This is a genomic window from Niallia sp. RD1, assembly GCF_024219955.1.
GTDB lineage: Bacteria > Bacillota > Bacilli > Bacillales > Cytobacillaceae > Niallia > Niallia alba.
The window spans coordinates 3170363-3188625 of sequence record NZ_CP100420.1 but is presented as its reverse complement, the minus strand read 5'-3'; the positions used below and the strand labels follow the sequence as shown (position 1 = coordinate 3188625).

Annotated in this window: 16 protein-coding genes and 1 riboswitch; of the genes, 5 read left to right on the top strand and 11 right to left on the bottom strand. The window is 34.6% G+C overall.

Translation table 11 applies throughout. The annotated features are described in order from the left end of the window. Nucleotides 1-188: 188 nt before the first annotated feature. On the top strand, nucleotides 189-1145 hold the full coding sequence (locus tag NKG37_RS15155) for a ribose-phosphate diphosphokinase (protein WP_101730143.1): 957 nt from the start codon (nucleotides 189-191) through the stop codon (nucleotides 1143-1145). A 147-nt stretch (nucleotides 1146-1292) separates the two neighbouring features. On the opposite strand, the gene NKG37_RS15150 is transcribed toward NKG37_RS15155, so the two are convergent. The 4 genes from NKG37_RS15150 to truA form a co-directional block, all read right to left on the bottom strand. Further along, a complete protein-coding gene (locus NKG37_RS15150) occupies nucleotides 1293-2492 on the bottom strand; it encodes a phosphoglycerate dehydrogenase (RefSeq protein WP_101730144.1) in 1200 nt (399 codons plus the stop codon). A gap of 112 nt (nucleotides 2493-2604) precedes the next feature. Then, a riboswitch (ZMP/ZTP riboswitch) is annotated at nucleotides 2605-2684 on the bottom strand. Between the two features lie 92 nt (nucleotides 2685-2776). After that, nucleotides 2777-3391 carry a nicotinate (nicotinamide) nucleotide adenylyltransferase gene (nadD, locus tag NKG37_RS15145; protein ID WP_169188281.1) on the bottom strand — a complete coding sequence of 205 codons (615 nt, stop codon included), beginning with the start codon at nucleotides 3389-3391 and terminating at the stop codon, nucleotides 2777-2779. Between the two features lie 22 nt (nucleotides 3392-3413). Beyond that, nucleotides 3414-4865 carry a nicotinate phosphoribosyltransferase gene (locus tag NKG37_RS15140; protein ID WP_016200820.1) on the bottom strand — a complete coding sequence of 484 codons (1452 nt, stop codon included), beginning with the start codon at nucleotides 4863-4865 and terminating at the stop codon, nucleotides 3414-3416. A gap of 505 nt (nucleotides 4866-5370) precedes the next feature. After that, on the bottom strand, nucleotides 5371-6108 hold the full coding sequence (gene truA / locus NKG37_RS15135; protein ID WP_101730145.1) for a tRNA pseudouridine(38-40) synthase TruA: 738 nt from the start codon (nucleotides 6106-6108) through the stop codon (nucleotides 5371-5373). Nucleotides 6109-6429: 321 nt separating this feature from the next. Here truA and NKG37_RS15130 point away from each other — a divergent pair, with 321 nt between their 5' ends. After that, nucleotides 6430-6819, top strand: coding sequence for an SET domain-containing protein (locus NKG37_RS15130; RefSeq protein ID WP_016200818.1), 390 nt, complete (start codon nucleotides 6430-6432; stop codon nucleotides 6817-6819). A 329-nt stretch (nucleotides 6820-7148) separates the two neighbouring features. On the opposite strand, the gene NKG37_RS15125 is transcribed toward NKG37_RS15130, so the two are convergent. The 6 genes from NKG37_RS15125 to NKG37_RS15100 all read right to left on the bottom strand — a co-directional run bounded on the left by NKG37_RS15125 (nucleotide 7149) and on the right by NKG37_RS15100 (nucleotide 14091). Then, complete coding sequence (locus tag NKG37_RS15125) at nucleotides 7149-8666, bottom strand: glycine betaine uptake BCCT transporter (RefSeq protein ID WP_169188279.1); 1518 nt, start codon at nucleotides 8664-8666, stop codon at nucleotides 7149-7151. Between the two features lie 97 nt (nucleotides 8667-8763). Continuing rightward, the gene (locus tag NKG37_RS15120; RefSeq protein ID WP_224427536.1) at nucleotides 8764-9828 is read right to left on the bottom strand and encodes a Gfo/Idh/MocA family protein; all 1065 of its coding nucleotides are present in this window, start codon (nucleotides 9826-9828) and stop codon (nucleotides 8764-8766) included. After that, complete coding sequence (locus NKG37_RS15115; protein ID WP_016200814.1) at nucleotides 9828-10469, bottom strand: YesL family protein; 642 nt, start codon at nucleotides 10467-10469, stop codon at nucleotides 9828-9830. The genes NKG37_RS15120 and NKG37_RS15115 overlap by 1 nt, the downstream gene beginning before the upstream one ends. A 163-nt stretch (nucleotides 10470-10632) precedes the next feature. Continuing rightward, a complete protein-coding gene (locus NKG37_RS15110) occupies nucleotides 10633-12174 on the bottom strand; it encodes a type 2 periplasmic-binding domain-containing protein (protein WP_254414894.1) in 1542 nt (513 codons plus the stop codon). 17 nt (nucleotides 12175-12191) lie between these two features. After that, nucleotides 12192-13112, bottom strand: coding sequence for a carbohydrate ABC transporter permease (locus NKG37_RS15105; RefSeq protein WP_254414893.1), 921 nt, complete (start codon nucleotides 13110-13112; stop codon nucleotides 12192-12194). A 16-nt stretch (nucleotides 13113-13128) separates the two neighbouring features. Next, entirely contained in the window at nucleotides 13129-14091 is a 963-nt protein-coding gene (locus NKG37_RS15100) for an ABC transporter permease (RefSeq protein ID WP_205835594.1), read from the bottom strand. A 239-nt stretch (nucleotides 14092-14330) separates the two neighbouring features. Here NKG37_RS15100 and NKG37_RS15095 point away from each other — a divergent pair, with 239 nt between their 5' ends. From NKG37_RS15095 to NKG37_RS15085, 3 genes are read left to right on the top strand one after another with little or no spacing between them, the layout of a single operon-like run. After that, nucleotides 14331-16037 (top strand): sensor histidine kinase, encoded by a 1707-nt coding sequence (locus tag NKG37_RS15095; protein ID WP_101730148.1) that lies wholly within the window; start codon nucleotides 14331-14333, stop codon nucleotides 16035-16037. 3 nt (nucleotides 16038-16040) lie between these two features. Then, nucleotides 16041-16349 (top strand): response regulator, encoded by a 309-nt coding sequence (locus NKG37_RS15090; RefSeq protein WP_254414892.1) that lies wholly within the window; start codon nucleotides 16041-16043, stop codon nucleotides 16347-16349. A 35-nt stretch (nucleotides 16350-16384) separates the two neighbouring features. Further along, nucleotides 16385-17662: a helix-turn-helix domain-containing protein gene (locus NKG37_RS15085; RefSeq protein WP_254414891.1), complete on the top strand. Its 1278-nt coding sequence runs from the start codon at nucleotides 16385-16387 to the stop codon at nucleotides 17660-17662. 24 nt (nucleotides 17663-17686) lie between these two features. On the opposite strand, the gene NKG37_RS15080 is transcribed toward NKG37_RS15085, so the two are convergent. Further along, nucleotides 17687-18211: an NADPH-dependent FMN reductase gene (locus tag NKG37_RS15080; RefSeq protein WP_016200809.1), complete on the bottom strand. Its 525-nt coding sequence runs from the start codon at nucleotides 18209-18211 to the stop codon at nucleotides 17687-17689. Nucleotides 18212-18263: the final 52 nt, after the last annotated feature.

Sequence of the window (18263 nt, the reverse complement as noted above, 5' to 3'; positions counted from 1 at the left end):
ACATATGCTAAAAATAGGTATATACTAGTAATATTTCCATTCTATGTCATGAAAAATGATCTTGTTTTATGCGAAAAATCTATTAATTGGTTGCAATGCAAATATCAGTATCCTACAATATTTGATAGAAGTATCTTTAGGTAGAATGAGCATCGCTAAGTATGTTCAAAATATAGGAGGAAGCAATCATGCCCAATACATACCAAGGAACAAAATTAAAAGTATTCTCTCTTAATTCAACACCAGAACTTGCCCAAGAAATTGTGGAACATCTAGGTACAGAATTAGGAAAGTGTACAGTCAAAAAATTCAGCGATGGCGAAATTCAAATCAATATTGAAGAAAGTGTACGTGGTTGTGAAGTATTTGTTATCCAGTCCACTTCCGATCCCGTAAATCAAAGTATTATGGAATTGCTTATCATGATTGATGCTTTAAAACGAGCTTCCGTCAATACTATCAATGTGGTTATTCCTTATTATGGTTATGCGCGTCAAGATAGAAAAGCACAGCCGAGAGAGCCAATTACCGCTAAATTAATTGCCAATTTAATTCAAAAATCTGGTGCAGACCGTGTGATAACTTTGGATCTTCATGCACCACAAACGATGGGCTTCTTTAATATTCCAGTGGACCAATTAGTTGGTATCCCGCTACTTGCTGATTATTTAAATACGAAAGAATTTTCCCATGATGTTGTGGTAGTAGCGCCAGACCACGGTAGTGTTACTCGTGCACGTGAGCTTGCCGACCGCTTAAAAGCACCTATTGCCATCATTGATAAACGTGGTCCGAAAGATATTGGTCCTCGTGAAGTAAACGTTGTCGGTAATATTGAAGGAAAAACCGCTATTATTATCGACGATATCGTCGATACATCTTACCGAATTACGACTGCAACGAAAGCATTACTTGATAATGGAGCCGAGGAAGTATACGCATGTTGTATCCATCCCGTTTTATCTGAACCAGCTATTGATATGATTCAAGAATCACAAATTAAAGAATTGATTGTCACTAATAGCATACCGCTTCCAGAAGAAAAGAGAATCTCCAAAATCACACAGCTATCTATTGCTGAATTACTTAGTGATGCGATTATCCGCGTTTATGAGAATAAATCAGTTAGTGTCTTGTTTAAATAAGGCTATTTGTGCAAAGGTTGTCCAATTGGACAGCCTTTTTGTTTTTAGGAAATTCGTATTCTAACTACGTACAAATAGACTCCGGCAAAATACTTCCTCTTTTTTTGCCTTGGAGTCTATCGTTTTTACTTTACCTGTTTCCTAGCTTTAGATTACTCTCATCGTAACAATTCCATCAATTCCTTTTAGTTGCTGAGATAGCAGTGGAATAATGTGATCTGCTACTTGATTGTCAATATCGATCATCGTGTAAGCATAGTCACCGCGACTTCTATTTACCATATCTGCAATATTCAACTGATAGGTGGAAATTACTTGTGTAATCTGTCCAACCATATTAGGAACATTTAAATGGAAGGCTGTTACACGACGTTTCCCTGTGTATGGAATAGAGGCATTTGGAAAGTTAACAGAGTTCTTAATGTTGCCAGTTTCCAAGAAATCCTTTACTTGTCTTGCTGCCATTACGGCACAATTTTCTTCTGATTCTTCTGTAGATGCTCCAAGATGCGGAATCGCAATCGTATTTTTCATTTGGAGAACATTTTCATTTGGAAAATCTGTGATATAGCGTCCTATCCTTCCTTCTTCCAATGCGACAGCCATGTCTATTTCATTAACCAGTTCTCCGCGAGAGAAGTTTAAAATTTGTGTACCTGGTTTCATGAAATCAAATGCTTGTTTGTTAAACATTCCTTTCGTGTCTTCTGTTAATGGTACATGGACCGTTATATAATCAGACTCTGCAAATAGCTGTTCTAATGTCATTGCTCGCTGTACATTACGTGATAAATTCCAGGCTGTATCTACAGAAAGAAATGGATCATATCCAATAACATCCATATCAAGAGCAAGAGCATCGTTAGCAACAAGTGCCCCAATTGCTCCTAAACCAATTACACCTAGTGTTTTCCCTTTGATTTCATGACCAACAAATTGTTTTTTGCCGGCTTCCACAAGTTTTGGAACTTGATCACCTTCCGTAGCGATTGTTTTCGTCCATGATACTCCTTCAAATAAATTGCGAGAAGAAGCCATCAACGACATCAGCACCATTTCTTTTACCGCATTTGCATTCGCACCTGGTGTATTAAATACAACGATCCCTTGTGCTGTACATTGTTCAACCGGAATATTATTGACACCTGCCCCTGCGCGGGCGATTGCCTTTAACTTATCTCCCAGTTCCAGTCCGTGCATATTAAAACTGCGCAAAAGAATCGCATCAGGATTATTACTTGTATCATCCATTGTATAATTGCCTTTTTTAAATACATTTAGGCCACTTGCTGCAATATTATTTAAGGTCTTAATTGTTTTTACTTCTTTTACAGTCGTAGTGCTCATCTCCATTGCTCCCTTTTTCATCATTTATATTCTTTATAAGCTTGGAAAATACTCTTTCCTTTTTAAACCAAAATAGTTTAAAAAAGAAAAAGGCAAGGAGTTATAATTCCCTTACCTCTGCCCAGGCGAACGGCATACGACGCTATGTGCTCCCCTACGGTTATCCGTATTTCGCCAGTTACACACAGCCTTTAGATTGCCTTTATTCTATCAGACTATTCAGTAATCATCAATTACTAATTTCTTATGAATTTCGTTCTTTTTCATGCTTTTTTTAGAACAGTTTATTGATATAACTTATTTTTCTTTATATACTCATAGCACCTTTCTGGTAAAAGATACCTCGGTTCTCCTCCCATTGAAAGCTCCTCTCTTATATAGGTAGAACTTATTTCCATGGCTAACCCTTTATCTAACAAATGAAAAGTTTTTCCATCGTCATGATTGCGGAGGATCGGCGATCGGCTAATCGTAGATAACATATCAATTCCATTTCGTGCCATGACAATAAATCGATTTTCTGCTATCAATTCCTCTCCTTTGCTCCACTTACCTTGGCCAATATCAACAAGTAAATCCGCTCCCATAATAAAGTAGACTTTATCCTTAGGGAATAGCTTTTTAAAATAATTCATCGTATGATACGTATAAATTTCCCAGCCATCTTGCTTCATTTCATAGTCATCTATAGCAAACTTATCATTATTCTCAATAGCCATATTCACCATCTCTAGACGATGTTCATCTGCTGTTTCCATCGTTTTATCTCTTCTTTTACTCGAACAGGGTAGAAAGATAACTTTATCCAACCTGCAACGATGGGCAACAGTACTTGCCGTCCATAAATGAACATTAGTAATTGGATCAAAGGATGATCCGTAAACCCCTATTTTCCCCAATTATTGCCTCTCCCCTTTCACGTTAATTTTGGTTAGCCTTCGCCTTCATTTTTTCGATATAGTTCCGCTTATTTTCCCAGCATGCTTTACTTAAATCTACTGGATACTCTTCTGGATTAAGTGTTCTTTTATATTCATTCCAAAGAAACTTTAAGTTCTCCTTAACCTTTATTTGAATAGCAGTTAATTCTGGTGTTTGAATTTGGACATGTCCATTCTTTATAACTTGCTGATGTAATTCAATTGCTCTATAATTTGTGACAACCTTATTCAAATACGGGTGAATTGGATGAAACATTTTTAAAGGTTCTTGCGTGATGCTTTCTGATGCTAGTGTAATATAATCTCCCTCTGCATGATTGTTCTCATTATTAATAATTCGATACACTCTTTTCTGCCCCGGTGTAGAAATCTTTTCCGGATTTCCAGATAATTTAATCGTATCCTCCATTACGCCGTTTTCACTTTCAAAACTAACTAATTTATAAACAGCGCCTAATGCAGCCTGATCAAATGCTGTAATTAGCTTTGTTCCAATCCCCCAAATATCAATCTTTGCTCCTTCTGCAAGCAAATTCATAATGGTGTACTCATCTAAATCATTAGAGGCAATAATTTTTGTATCTTTGTATCCTGCTTCATCTAACATTTCTCTTGCTTTCTTAGAAAGATACGCTAAATCACCGCTATCTAAGCGAATTCCTTTAAAGCGAATTCTATCACCAAATTCCTTTGCTACTTTAATTGCATTTGGTACACCAGATCGAAGCGTATCATATGTATCTACAAGGAAAACACATTCTGTGTGCGTACTAGCATAGCTTTTAAAAGCTTTGTATTCATCTTGATAAGCTTGAACTAGTGCATGAGCATGTGTACCAGACACAGGAATACGAAAGATTTTTCCAGCCCTTACATTACTAGTAGCCGAAAACCCGCCAATAAAAGCAGCCCTTGTTCCCCATATCGCAGCATCCATTTCCTGTGCTCTTCGTGTTCCAAACTCCATCGCCGTTTGATCTCCAATTACCTGCTTCATTCTGGCTGATTTTGTTGCAATTAGCGTTTGATAATTAACAATATTTAACAAAGCAGTCTCTATTAATTGCGCCTCTGCAATAGGAGCTTCTACTCTAAGAATTGGTTCATTAGCAAATACCAACTCCCCTTCCTCCATACAATAGATGTCTCCAGAAAAAGTTAAATTTTTCAAATAGGCAAGAAAATCTTCCTTATAACCAACTTCGTTTCTTAAGTAGGCAATATCACTATCTGTAAAACGACAATTTTGTATATAGTTTAAAATTCGTTCTAATCCCGCAAAAACGGCAAAACCATTACCAAATGGAAGCTTACGAAAATAAAGTTCAAATACTGCTTTTCGTTTATGTATCCCATCTCTCCAGTATGTCTCCATCATATTAATTTGATAAAGATCTGTATGAAGCATAAGACTGTCATCCGCATAGTTCATCTATTTTCCTCCTCTTGCTAAATTAATTTCTAGTTCTAAAAACATTGTCTATTGCCTTAGCATGTGACAAATCTCTCTTTGTTATATAAATATCCTTTTCATTGTCAAATCATTCTCTTTTGACAAAGCTTTTACACAGGTATAGAAAAATTATTTTTCCATAAAAGAGCGATTAGCCATTATCCAAGTGACTCTTTTCGATACTTTGTTGTGCTTCCACTAGGAGCTCGTCTTTTACTAAGGCTTTTTTCTACAGGATTGATGTTTTTTCAATAGAAAAAAAGAATTAGTTGGAAAAATGGAGCAACCGGAATACACGAAGACGGCCACGGGGAATAGCCAGACAGTCTGAAACTCCCGGAAGCGAAGCTGAGGAGACTCAAGCGTGTATTCCAGCTGTGGGTAATCGCAACAAACTTTACGAAAACAGCCTTTATTAATGATTGAAACCAGCAAAAAAAAAGCAAGTAGGTCAAATATAACCACTTGCTTTGTCTCATTCTTTTTAAAACTTTACTTTTTCTAAAAATAATCCGTTGGCTTCTGCCATCATGCCTATCTGACTACGATCTTTTTCTGCAATAATAGTTGGAATAGTATCTCCATCTATTTTTCCTAGCCCAACCTCAATAAGTGTTCCAACCATTTTTCTGACCATATTGTAAAGAAAACCATCGCCGCTTACACGAATTTCAATAAATCCAGCTTCCTCTTTTATATCAATAAAATAAATTTCCCTAACCATTGATTTCTTCTTTGATTTCGCATTTGAAAAAGTAGTAAAGTCATGTTTTCCGACAAAATGAACTGCAGCTTGCTCCATTTTATTTTTATTTAATCGTTTCTCTACATGCATACTATATTTACGCATAAATGGATTGCTATACGATTTATTCCAAATTTTATACAAATATATCTTATCCTTTGCATTATATCTTGCATGAAAACGATCTGAAACATTTTCTACTTTCAAAAGGCTAATATCATTCGGTAAATAGTGATTAACATAATCCATTACTTCTGTTTCAGTCATGTCTTTATTCATCTTGAAATTCGCAACCTGAGATAAAGCGTGTACCCCTGCATCCGTTCTGCTGCAGCCAATAATTTCTATTTTTTCTCCAGCCATTTCTGTTAGGACATTTTCAATTTTCCCTTGAATCGATTGGTCTCCATTACCAAGGCGTTGCCACCCTTTGTAACGTCCACCGTCATATTGAATAAGCAATTTATAATTTTTCATTTGTTCTCCTGTTCTCTTCTTTTTTGTTCTTAAAGGATTATTGTTTTTCAATACAATAAATTTAAAAATACTGAACAGCTTGAATACCGGTAGGCTCATGCGAGAGCTATCAAAATATATTCAGGCTGCGGGTATAAACCTAAAGAATATCCCTCATTATACACTATTATCTCTATCATTATCATTGGCTGAAAAGTAAGATTATAACGGAAATACTCCTTTTTTATAAATTTTTTTATTTAATTTATTTCCTAAATAAAAGAATCAATGTTAGAGTAAGATATAGCAATAAACTATATAAAGAGTTGTAGGTGATCATTAATGATTGAAATTAAAACATCTCCTTTAAGTGATGGAGAATTTAATAGAGGCGTATTTGCTACATGCGATATTAAAAAAGGGACCTTATTTCATGAAGCCCCAGTAGTTCCTTATCCAAATGACCAACATAAGTATATTGAAAAAACAGTACTAGAAGATTATGTTTATGAATATGGCATTAATCACAGTGCAGTTGTTTTAGGCTATGGCATGCTTTTTAACCATTCCTATGAACCAAATGCCACTTATGAAATCAATTTTGATAAGCATACCTTTGACTATTTCGCTTATAAGGATATAAAAGCTGGCGAAGAAATTTTGATAAATTACAATGGTGAAGTCGATGATTATGAGCCATTATGGTTTAATAAAGACAAAGAAGAAGATTAAGAAGAAAAAAGGCTCGATGTTATATCGAGCCTTTAGTTTGTCGACAAAAAGATTTTTAGAAACTCACATTGAATTTTCATGCGTTGCTTGGAGTGGAAGGGTGAGTCTCCTGTGGGATTAGCGAGGAGGGCACAGAAAAATGGCTAGTTTATGATGATGGACAATAGCCACTTTTTAAACATAAGATGATGGCTTTGTTTTCCGAGGCGTCCGCTCGCTTTCCATGGGACGAAAAGCAACATCTCTATTCAAAGAGACTAATAAAATATACTATAGACAAACCTCTATTTCTATAATTCAGGGGTTTGTCTACAGCCTGAGGCTCGATGCTATATCGAGCCTTTTTTCTTCTTCCACTTTGATTCGTATTCCGCTTTTTCATGATGTACTTCCTTTAATAGACTTACCGTCATTAAAATCATAATAACAGAAAAAGGGAGAGCCGCAATGATCATCATATTTTGCAAGGCTTGTAATCCGCCAGAATAAAGCAACACAAGTGAGATCGTTGTAAGCAAGAGTCCCCAAATAATTTTGATTCTATTACTAGGATTTTGTATTCCATTTGCTGAGAGCATTCCTAATACGAATGTACCTGAGTCTGCCGAGGTAATAAAGAATACTCCTATGAGCACAATGGCCAAAATTGATAAAACAGAACTCAGAGGATAATGCTCTAAAAGTGCAAATAGTGTTTCTTCTGTAGCAAAAGTGGAGATAGAACCTAATCCTTTATGTTCTATCAACATCGCATTTCCGCCAAATACAGTAAACCATAAAAATCCAATTAAAGAGGGAATAAATAATACGTAAGTAACAAATTCACGAATTGTTCTTCCTTTGGAGATACGGGCAATAAAGATTCCAACAAAAGGCGACCATGCAATCCACCAAGCCCAATAAAAAATCGTCCAAGCATCTATCCATTGTCGATTTTCTCCATTTAAAGGAGCAATTCGAAAACTCATCCGAATGAGATTTTGCAAATACGTACCAATCGTATCTGTAAATAAATTTAGAATAAAAACAGTATTTCCTAATATAAAAACAAATAAAAATAAGATAAAAGCTAAAATCATATTGGCATTACTGAGGATTTTAATTCCCTTGCCTAAACCAGAAATTGCCGAAAGTAAAAATAACACGGTGACTATAATGATAATAATAAATTGCGTTAAAAAACTTGATGGAATGCCATAAAGAAAGGACAGTCCTCCGTTAATTTGCACTGCCCCAAATCCAAGCGTTGTGGCAATACCTGTGACAGTTGCAAAAACAGCAATAATATCAATGATCCTTCCCAATCTCCCATCCATCGAATCCCCTAATAAAGGCTTCAAAGTTGAACTTATTAATGAATTTCTCCCCTTCCTAAAAGTAGTATAGGCAAGGCTTAAGGCCACAATTCCATATACTGCCCAAGCATGGATTCCCCAATGGAAATAGGTAAATCTCATTGCATCTCTCATTCCTTGATCTGTGCCAATTTCATTCGTGGGAGAACTTATTGCATAATGGCTTAAGGGTTCGGCTGTCCCATAAAAGACAAGACCTATTCCCATTCCAGCACTAAAAAGCATCGCTAACCATACTAGTCGCGAGAACTCAGGCTTATCTTCTTGTTTTCCTAATTTAATTTTCCCTACAGGGCTTATCAATAAATATAAACAAATGATTACGAAAAACGTAACCACCATTAAATAATACCAACCAAATGAATCAGTAATAAAAGATTGCGCATTAGCTGAAGTTTGTTCAAGTGTTTCTGGAGCAAAAACTCCCACTAATACAAGCAATAATAAAATGATTACAGAAACATTAAAGACAAGATAATTTTTAAACTTCATATAAATAAATTCTCCTTCTAATCGAATAAAGATGTATGTAGATTTGTGCTTAGTTATTATATCCGTTATCAGGAGAATTAAACAAATACTAGTCTCTTCAGCTTTCTAAAGCAGATATCATTTTTCCTGGTTGCTTACTGGACTCGATAATAGCTTCTAAAACTTGTTGATTCAGGACACCTGCCTGAAAATCTGGAAAACCTAATCCTACCTCACCTTTTAGCATTTTGGCGAAATCTTCCCATTCGGTCAAGTATGCCGTTTTAGGAACATGCATTTTTTTCTCCACAAGTTCAGCCGTTTTTTCATCGAAATAGATCAAATGCACGATGTTTTCTTCCTTTGTACTTGCATGGATAGTTCCTTTATCACCATAAATGGACACTTCATGCTGATTCCCTGAGCCTATAGCATTTCTTATAGTCTGAAACGTACCAACTATGCCCGTTTCCATCCTAGCCTGAAAACACGCAAAGTCATCAATAACGAATTCCTTCCATTCATTTGATTGTTCACTTCTCCTTTTTGTAATAAAACTTTCCATTTTAGCTGATACTTCTTGAAATGGACCAAATAAATAATGGGCCATATCAATCATATGAGAACCTAAATCACCTAATACTCCTGTTCCTGTGACTGTAGGATTAAAACGCCAAACATAAGGAGTATCATAAGGAGGCGCTCCCCAGCCTTGCAAATACTGAATGGAAAAACTCCTTACTTGACCGATTTCTCCTTTATCCAGTAATGCCTTTACAAATCGAAATGCAGGTGTATATCGATAACTAAACCCTACCATACAAGGAATAGGGTGTTTCTTATATTTTTCAGCAAGTTGTATAGCTTCCGCATAATCCAATGTAAATGGCTTTTCTGTCAAGATCGGCATATTCTTTTCCATACAATATGCCAAAATAGGTGCATGCACATTATTTGGTGTGATCGAAACAACAGCATCTACTTTTTGAGAATCAATTAACTTCCGGAAATCTCTATATTGGTTTTCTGATTTAATAGCTAATTGCTCGCCGACTTTTTGTAGGGTTAAGTTATTCACATCACAGATTGCCTTTATTTTAAACGTTCCGACATTTTGTAATCCCCTTATATGAGATTGGGCCATCCCACCAACTCCAATTAAACCTATACGTATTGGTTCCATCACGCTTCTTCTCCTTTTTTAATTTCATATTTTGAAAAAATCCTTTTAAATATAAATGAATTTACAAAAGCTAAAATGGAAAATCCACCGAAAGTAATAAAATAGACTCCTGTCAAAAACCCAGTAAAAGATGATAAAAAGAATACAATAGGCACTGCATTAATTAGGATTAACAGGAAAAGATATGGAAAATGAAAACCTCCCATCAATAAAGAATTTAGAATCGCTGTTTTTATTGAATCCTCAAATCTAGCTATATAGGGAAAAATAATTAGCAATAATGTAAGGTATAAAAAGCCAAAGAAAAGTGTCAGGCTCATAAAAATGACTTTCCAAATTCCATGTGCGTAGACAAGATAATAAATATCTCCAAGTAGAATAACAGCAATTCCTATCAAGAGAAACCAAACCAACGAACTTTGTTTTAAATTCTTTTTAAATGCTTTGGTAAAGTTTCTCCAAACTGATGGATCTTCTCCTCTTGCCATCTTAAAACTAACTGTATACAAAGCTGTAAGCGAAGCACCTATCGTCACAACTGGAAGAGAAAAAAGGATAAAAATAAGATTCAGCAAAAGAACATCTACGATTCTAGCTAAATTCCTGCCGATGGGACCTTCGAGTTGAAAGAATGAACCCATATTTCATTCACCTGCCATTTTCTAATTAAGTAACATACTTTTTACTTCTAGTTCTCTCAATTTTCCACACCAGGATCCAGCGTTCTTTCTGTCCGTTAAGAGTGAGATAAAGAAACAACAGCCAGAATATAAGCTCTAATCTGACTGCTGTACTTCTTACTTCCTACTTTAATGATTCTTGATAGCGGTTAAATGCAGTATTTTGGATTTCCATAAACTCATCGAATCCCATTTTCTTTAGTTGACTTATATAGTCATCCCAATCTTTTTCTATGCCGCCCTCAACAACCCACTTCGATTGCATCGAATTTACATACGAACTTAAGTCTACATTCAATGTATTTAAACGCTGCATTTCTTCTGCTGTAAAGCTAACTGTTGGAAATTGTTCTCTTGCGTATTCACTTATTTTTTTATCTAATTCTAGCTTCAATCCATCGCCACTATCTGTTGGCAAAGTTACCTTTTCATTAAACCCAGCTTCAATATACTTAGGACCGAAGTCACGGAATGAATTTGTCCATGCAAATATATCTGCTGATTCACCTTCTGGCGCATTCAATACTTGATACGTTCCATCATCCTTCTTTTCTACCCCAATACCAAATGACCCATAAAAGGTTTGAATACTGGCATCCTCTGTATAAAATTTATCTGCCCATTGTAATAATTTTGCTGGATCCTTAGCTTGAGTAGTAATAAGTAATTCATTTCTTGAATATGTTTCCGTATCGGAAATTACGTATCTTTCTCCATCCGGACCTTTAAGAGGCGCAAGCGGTACATATTCCTCTGCATTTGGACCAAATACAGCATCCGGGGTCCAACCAAAAGCGACACCCACTAATGCATCATTTTCATCTTTGCGCTTTGCCTCTGCCATAGAGTCATCTTGCGTAAACAGTTCTTGATCGATTAAACCATCTTTGTACGCTTGATGCATCCACGCAATCCCCTCTTTGTATTCTTCTTGTGTAGGAATGTAAGATGGCTTTCCATCTTTTAAAGTCATTAAGCCCGCTTTATCATTGCCCTTTGTTACGCCAAATGGCAATATAAACCCATAAATATTCCCTCCATAAGGAATTTCATCATTCAAATCCCCATTTCCATTTGCATCCTTTTCCTTAAATGTCTTGAGAACATTATAAAAATCTTCATACGTATCTGGCATTTCTAAGCCTAAATTATCTAACCATTTTTGATTAATAAATAATTGATTTCCCGTTAACGGTCTTAAAGGCAATTTTTTAGGCAAACTATAAATATGGCCATCTGGCGAAGTAACTAGAGCACGTAACGCTGGCTCTTTCTCAAATGCCGCCATTAAATTTGGCATATGTTCTGCGATTAAATCCTCTAACGGAATGAATAAACTTTGGTTTTGGGCAATGTCTCCATCACTTAAAGCCAACGATCCCCAAAAAGCATCTGGTAAATCTCCTCCCGCCATCAGGACTGATTTTTTATCTCCCCATTCTGAATTTAAGTAAATATCCCAATCTACTTTAATTCCAGCTTCTTTTTCCGTATCTTCTACAAATCCTTTAAGAAAATCATCGCCCCAATCTGACCAGCGAACGGTTGCAATTTTGTATTCTCCATCTTCCTTTTCTTTTATGTTCGTGTTAGCATTACTGCAGCCAACAATTAAACTACTTGCTAAAACTACACTCCATAACCCTTTCCAGCTTCTCTTTAACATTACAATTCCCCTTTCTATTACTCTTTAATGGAACCAACCATGACACCTTGGTTAAAATATTTCTGCAAAAATGGATATAAGCACATAATCGGTGCAGTTGATACAACAATCGCTGCATACTTCATCATTTCAGATAATCTTCTTAATTCCGATGCAAGTTCTCCGGATGCAGTGCCAAGCAATGACTCATTAGAAATTAGAATTCTTCTCAAAACTAATTGAAGCGGCTGTAAATCTTCATTAGAAATATAAATCAATGCATTAAACCATGAATTCCAAATACCAACGGCAGTCCATAAACCAATTACAGCTAAAATTGCTTTTGACAATGGTAGTACGATCGTTAGAAAATACCGGATTGTTCCACAGCCATCAATTTGAGCTGCCTCCCACAATGTATCTGGTATACTATTTTTTAAAAATGTTCTAGCAATGATTATATGAAAGGAGGACACAGCAAAAGGTAGTACCATTACCCAAAAAGTATCAAGCAATCCAAACCCTTTTACGACTAGATAAGTTGGTACCAATCCTCCACTTACAAACATAGGGATAAGAATAAAAATAGCCAGCCACTTTTTTCCGAATAAATCAGCCCTTGATAAAGCATAGCCTGCAGGAATATTGACGATTAAAGCGATAATCGTTCCCACAACTGTATAAATGATCGTATTTAAATAAGATCTCCAAATAATTTCCTGTTTAAATAATTCAATATATCCATCCAACTTCCACTCCTTCGGCCAAAACCATACGTTTCCATTGGTAACGTCAGTTGGATTACTAAAGGAAGCAATAATAATAAACCATAAAGGATAGACAATCATTAAAATCATTAAGATAGCAATCGTATAGACAGCTATGTCAAACAAGCGATCATTCCAACTTTTTTTCCTTTTTGATTTCTTATTGAATTTTTGAATAAGTGCTCCTTCCAATTCTAATGCCTCCCTTCTATAATAAACTTGTTTTTGTTAGTTTCTTCGATAACCAATTCACAAGAAGTAAAATGATAACATTGACTACCGTATTAAATAGACCAATGGCTGTTGATAAACTATATTGAAAGTTTTGCATCCCAACCTTATAGACATAGGTTGAAATGACCTCACTTCCAGTTAAATTCAATGGATTTTGCAATAATAAGACTTTTTCAAAACCTACACTTAAAAGGCTTCCAGCACGCAAGATTAATAAAATCATAGCAGTAGGCATGATAAGTGGTAAGTCTATATGGATAATTTTCTGCAGTCGACTTGCCCCATCCATCGTTGCAGCCTCATAATAGGTTGGGTCAATTGCTGATAATGCGGCCAGAAAAATAATACTATCCCATCCTAAATGTTGCCATACATCACTCCATACATATACACTACTGAAAAGCGTTGGTTTCGATAAAAGATTCGGCATTTCCATCCCAAATAACGATAAAAAATTAGCTATTAATCCTGTGCTTGGTGATAAAAAAATTAATATCATTCCACACATTACCATCGTTGAAATAAAATGTGGCAAATAGGTCGTAACCTGAAAAAACTTTTTAAACATTCCAATCCGCATTTGATTACAGAGAATCGCTAAAGCTATTGGAAGTGGAAACCCTACTAGAAGACTGTACAAACTAATATATAGGGTATTTTTTACCGTTAAACCAAATTGATAGGAATGAAAATATTGAATAAAATGCTTCATTCCCACCCATGGACTATTCCAAATCCCAAGCGCTGGGGAATAATCCTTAAACGCCATGATAATTCCATACATCGGAATATACGTAAAACAAATTAATAGAATGAGAGTAGGCAGAAGTAACACATATAATGGAAGACTTTTTTTCATCTGTTTTATATGTCTTAGCTTATTTGGAAAATCAGGTGTGATTTGCGTGTTTTTTTCTGTAGCGATCGTACTTTTCAATTCTTCCACCTCCTTTATTTGATATAATCATTATATGAAAGCGCATTCAATGAAAATAGAGCTATGCCGACCTAAAATAATACTAAAAAGGACAGATTTTTATCCATTGCTTTTCTATTCAGACGCAGTAATAGCAGTATTCCGTTGTATTTCTGCTACTTCCCCTTTTTCTAGACGGAATACTGCTAGAAATAGTCTGTTAACTTTATATAATGAAAATAAGCATTGGAGATGAGTAAATGATACGTTCCATTGATAAGAACCCATCGCGTTCCATAAATTATTATCTAAAAGTACTTTTAATCATTATAGTAATTATCTTACTAATCAATATGTTGATTAGTATGTTAACTCTCTCTATTACAAGGAAACAAAGCATTGATACCATTACCAATACCGTAAACCTTTATATAGAAAATGTTCGCTCTAATTTAAATGCTGTAGACCACTTTATGATTTGGACAGTAGTGCACGAACCATTGATTGAAGAAATGGAAGAGAATATGGGAATGGATAAATTTCCGCAAAATTTAACTAATTTTCGAACGAGAGTAAATGACTTTCAATACTCGATAGGAAAAGAATATCAGTTCTTTCTTGGTCTAAAAGAGGAATCTTTTTTTTCCAATGCATCGCCTATAAAACTACCTTATCAAGATTATCTTCAAGTAAAGAATTACTTTTTTTCTCAAAACGACTCCTTACATACATATGAAATATTTAGCACATGGAAAGCGATAAAAATAAACGAAACCTTTTATTTTTATCATCTAGTAAGCTATGAGAATCGGATTTTTGTTTGTTTAGTTTCTGCTGAAGATCTTTTAAAACCGTTAAATAGCTTTAATTTAGGGAGTAATGGTTCGATCGTTATAAAACAAGAGGGAAAAACAATTTTAACAACCAATCAACAAATGGGAGAAGAGGAAACGGCTTCCTATCACTTTTTTACAAGCAAGTTACTATTTCAAGAAAAAAATATATTACTGCCGTTTAGTTTACAAATAAACGTAGACCATTTTGGGGCATTTAAACATGTGGTCATCACTCAAGTAATCTTAATTTTGGCAACCATTGTTATTAGCATCATCTTATTTTTCATTCTGCTCTATATTAAAAATCGCTTGATCTTTCCTATTCAAAAGTTTTCTAAAAATCTGTCTGAGATAAACAATAATAAGAATATGATAAACTTCGAAAGTAATAGCATTATCGAACTCGAGCAAGCTAATACACAATTCAAAAACTTAATTCAAGAAATAAAAAAATTAAAAATTAATATTTATGAGCAGGAGCTTGAAAAGAAAAGAATAGAGATGGACTTTTTACGATTACAAATTAAGCCTCATTTTTATATCAATTGTTTATCAAGTATTCATAGTATGGCGGAAATGCAGATGTTTACTGAAATCAAGAAGATGTCGATTGCTACATCCCGTTATTTTCGGTACCTTTTTCAAACAAATCACCACTTTGTTTCGTTAAAAAAAGAACTCGATCATATTCGCGATTATCTTGCCATTCAACAATTATTGCATGGACCAACCTTTCAATATAAAACATCCATTCGACTAAACATAGAGGAAATGCAAATACCACCGTTGATTCTGCAAACTTTTATTGAAAATAGCATCAAACATGGATTTTCTGATATAAATTATGAGGAGACACTAATTATTTCACTAAGCATTACCCCTGCAAAAGACGAGCAAAAATTGAACATTACGATAAAAGATAATGGTCCTGGTTATCCACCTGATATTTTGGATAAGCTCCAAAACCAACTACCCATATCAGCAGCTAATGGCAAACAAATCGGAATAAATAATGCCATCCAAAGGCTTCAAATGCTTTATGGAAACAGTTTTTCCATCTCCTTTTCAAACGGAATGAATGATGGAGCTATTGTTGAATTAGTTATCCCAACACAATTAATGGAGGAATAATCAATGAATGTCTTAATAGTAGATGATGATCGATTTGTTGTTAAATTATTGAAAGAAAAAGTTGATTGGGGAAATTTAGGGATTGAACACGTTTATACTGCTCATAATATTCGCCAAGCAAAAAATGTTTTTATTAAACAAAATATTCACTTGCTAATTTCAGATATAGAAATGCCATACGGTAGCGGTCTTGAATTATTAGCATGGGCCCGTCAAGAAGGGTATACGATCCAAACGATTTTTTTAACAAACTTTGCTGATTTTATTATGCTCAAAAAGCCATTGAGCTCCAAAGCTTTGAATACTATTTAAAACCGATTGAAATCGATAAATTAGAGTTTAGTATTTTGAAAGCGATTAAAAGGGTGAAAATTACTCAGCAAAGTGAAAAAGCTATCCAAGTAGGTCAGTATTGGCAGCAAAATAAACAAAAACTAGTGGATCATTTTTGGAGTTCCTATATAAGAAATCAAGAATGGCTTAAAGCAGAACTTGAAGAACAATTATTAAAAAATCATCTGAATTATTCCATAGATGACAGCTTTTTGCCCATTCTATTAAATATATTTCCATATAATATTTCGTTTAAAGAAAATAGCCCTGCTATTTTAGAAATAGACGAAAAACTGGTCTCCAAATTGATCGCCCATTTAAATTCCACCTTTAAAGATACTACCTTTACTTTAGAAAGCGTAGTCGGATTAGATATTAATAAAGAAAAGTATGTCCTTCTTTTAAGAAATAACGGGGTGCATTTAGAGTATCCACCATTAGTTCCATTATGCGAGAACTTAATCCAGACACTTAAGCATGATTTGTTAATAGATACCCAATTTAGTATTGGGTATTCAACCACTTTAGTTAAAATTCATACAGCAGTAAAACAACTGCAGCAAAAAAGCGAGGATACGATTGATTTTAGAAACACGGTTCATTACTTTCTATCTTATGAAAAGAAAACATATAAATATGGAGAACCTAATTTAGCCATTCTAGAAAAGTATCTTCAAAACGGTAATAAACAAAGTTTTCTAAACAAATGCAGACAATATTTAGTTCACTTAAAAGAGAAAAATAATCTTAACCTCAGTGTTTTATGCAATTTCCGTTTAGACATCACTCAATTATTGTTTACCTACTTAAAAAAGAAGGAGGTGCTTGCTCATAAGTTGTTTGATGGAAATACAAATAACTTATTACAAACGCAATCATTACGTTCAATCGATGATATGATGATTTATATTACCTACTTAATAGATGTCTCGCTTCATTATTTAGATTTCATTTATTCTCAAAAATCTGTTGTGAATACAATTTGTGATTATATTGATGAACATTATCAAGAAAATATTACAAGAGATAGCATTGCAAAAATTGTGTATTTAAGCCCAGATTATATTGCGAGAATTTTCAAGAAAGAAAAAGGACTCTCGCTTGTAAACTATATCATCAAAAAAAGAGTAGATATCGCTAAGGATTTACTCATTCAAACTACATTACCAGTACATATTATCTCCGATAAAGTTGGTTACGGGAATTACTCCTACTTTACTAAACTTTTTAAAAAAGAAACAAACTACACGCCCTATGAATATCGGCGCAAAGAAAAAGCCTCCACCCTTTAAGTAAGGGAGAGGCTTTATTTAAGTCTAGCGTTTTAAATAAATAATTTCCTCAGCTAATTTAGCCATTCGCTTTTTAGCATCTAAATCTGTAATTTCGTTCTCATCATCAAAATAGTCATTGTGCACAAATACATTTTGTACGGTAACTAATCCTTTAAAATACGTCAGTATTGGCTTTAATTGATATTCCATCACAAGAAAATGTTTATCTGTCCCACCTGTGATAACCATCCCCGTTACTTTTGATTTGAACGCATCAACTGGAAGATGATCAAAGAGATTTTTTAAAACACCTGTAATGGAAGCTTGATAGACAGGCGTTCCAATAACTAGAGCATCCGCGCCTAAAATAGTGTTTACTATTTTAATTGTATCATCATTATAATAGCTTAATGGTGCACCATTAACAAATTCCATCTCATACTCTCTTAAATCGATCAATTCCACTTGAATCGCTGGATCAAGCGATTTTGCAGCAACTAAAACTTCATTTACTGCCTTGGCAGTTTTCGAACCAATTAACGAGCCGGAAATCCCTACAAGCTTCATATTATCCTCCAAGCTTAAAGATAAGCATGAAACACTTTATCTTCAACAAACT

Excerpts from the sequence above, each read along its gene's own strand:
- NKG37_RS15095 (WP_101730148.1), top strand. The coding sequence starts at position 14,331 with ATGATACGTTCCATTGATAAGAACCCATCGCGTTCCATAAATTATTAT.
- NKG37_RS15140 (WP_016200820.1), bottom strand. The coding sequence starts at position 4,865 with ATGAACTATGCGGATGACAGTCTTATGCTTCATACAGATCTTTATCAA.
- truA (WP_101730145.1), bottom strand. The coding sequence starts at position 6,108 with ATGAAAAATTATAAATTGCTTATTCAATATGACGGTGGACGTTACAAA.
- NKG37_RS15155 (WP_101730143.1), top strand. The coding sequence starts at position 189 with ATGCCCAATACATACCAAGGAACAAAATTAAAAGTATTCTCTCTTAAT.
- NKG37_RS15115 (WP_016200814.1), bottom strand. The coding sequence starts at position 10,469 with ATGGGTTCATTCTTTCAACTCGAAGGTCCCATCGGCAGGAATTTAGCT.
- NKG37_RS15150 (WP_101730144.1), bottom strand. The coding sequence starts at position 2,492 with ATGAGCACTACGACTGTAAAAGAAGTAAAAACAATTAAGACCTTAAAT.
- NKG37_RS15090 (WP_254414892.1), top strand. The coding sequence starts at position 16,041 with ATGAATGTCTTAATAGTAGATGATGATCGATTTGTTGTTAAATTATTG.
- NKG37_RS15130 (WP_016200818.1), top strand. The coding sequence starts at position 6,430 with ATGATTGAAATTAAAACATCTCCTTTAAGTGATGGAGAATTTAATAGA.
- NKG37_RS15080 (WP_016200809.1), bottom strand. The coding sequence starts at position 18,211 with ATGAAGCTTGTAGGGATTTCCGGCTCGTTAATTGGTTCGAAAACTGCC.
- NKG37_RS15110 (WP_254414894.1), bottom strand. The coding sequence starts at position 12,174 with ATGTTAAAGAGAAGCTGGAAAGGGTTATGGAGTGTAGTTTTAGCAAGT.
- NKG37_RS15125 (WP_169188279.1), bottom strand. The coding sequence starts at position 8,666 with ATGAAGTTTAAAAATTATCTTGTCTTTAATGTTTCTGTAATCATTTTA.
- NKG37_RS15120 (WP_224427536.1), bottom strand. The coding sequence starts at position 9,828 with ATGGAACCAATACGTATAGGTTTAATTGGAGTTGGTGGGATGGCCCAA.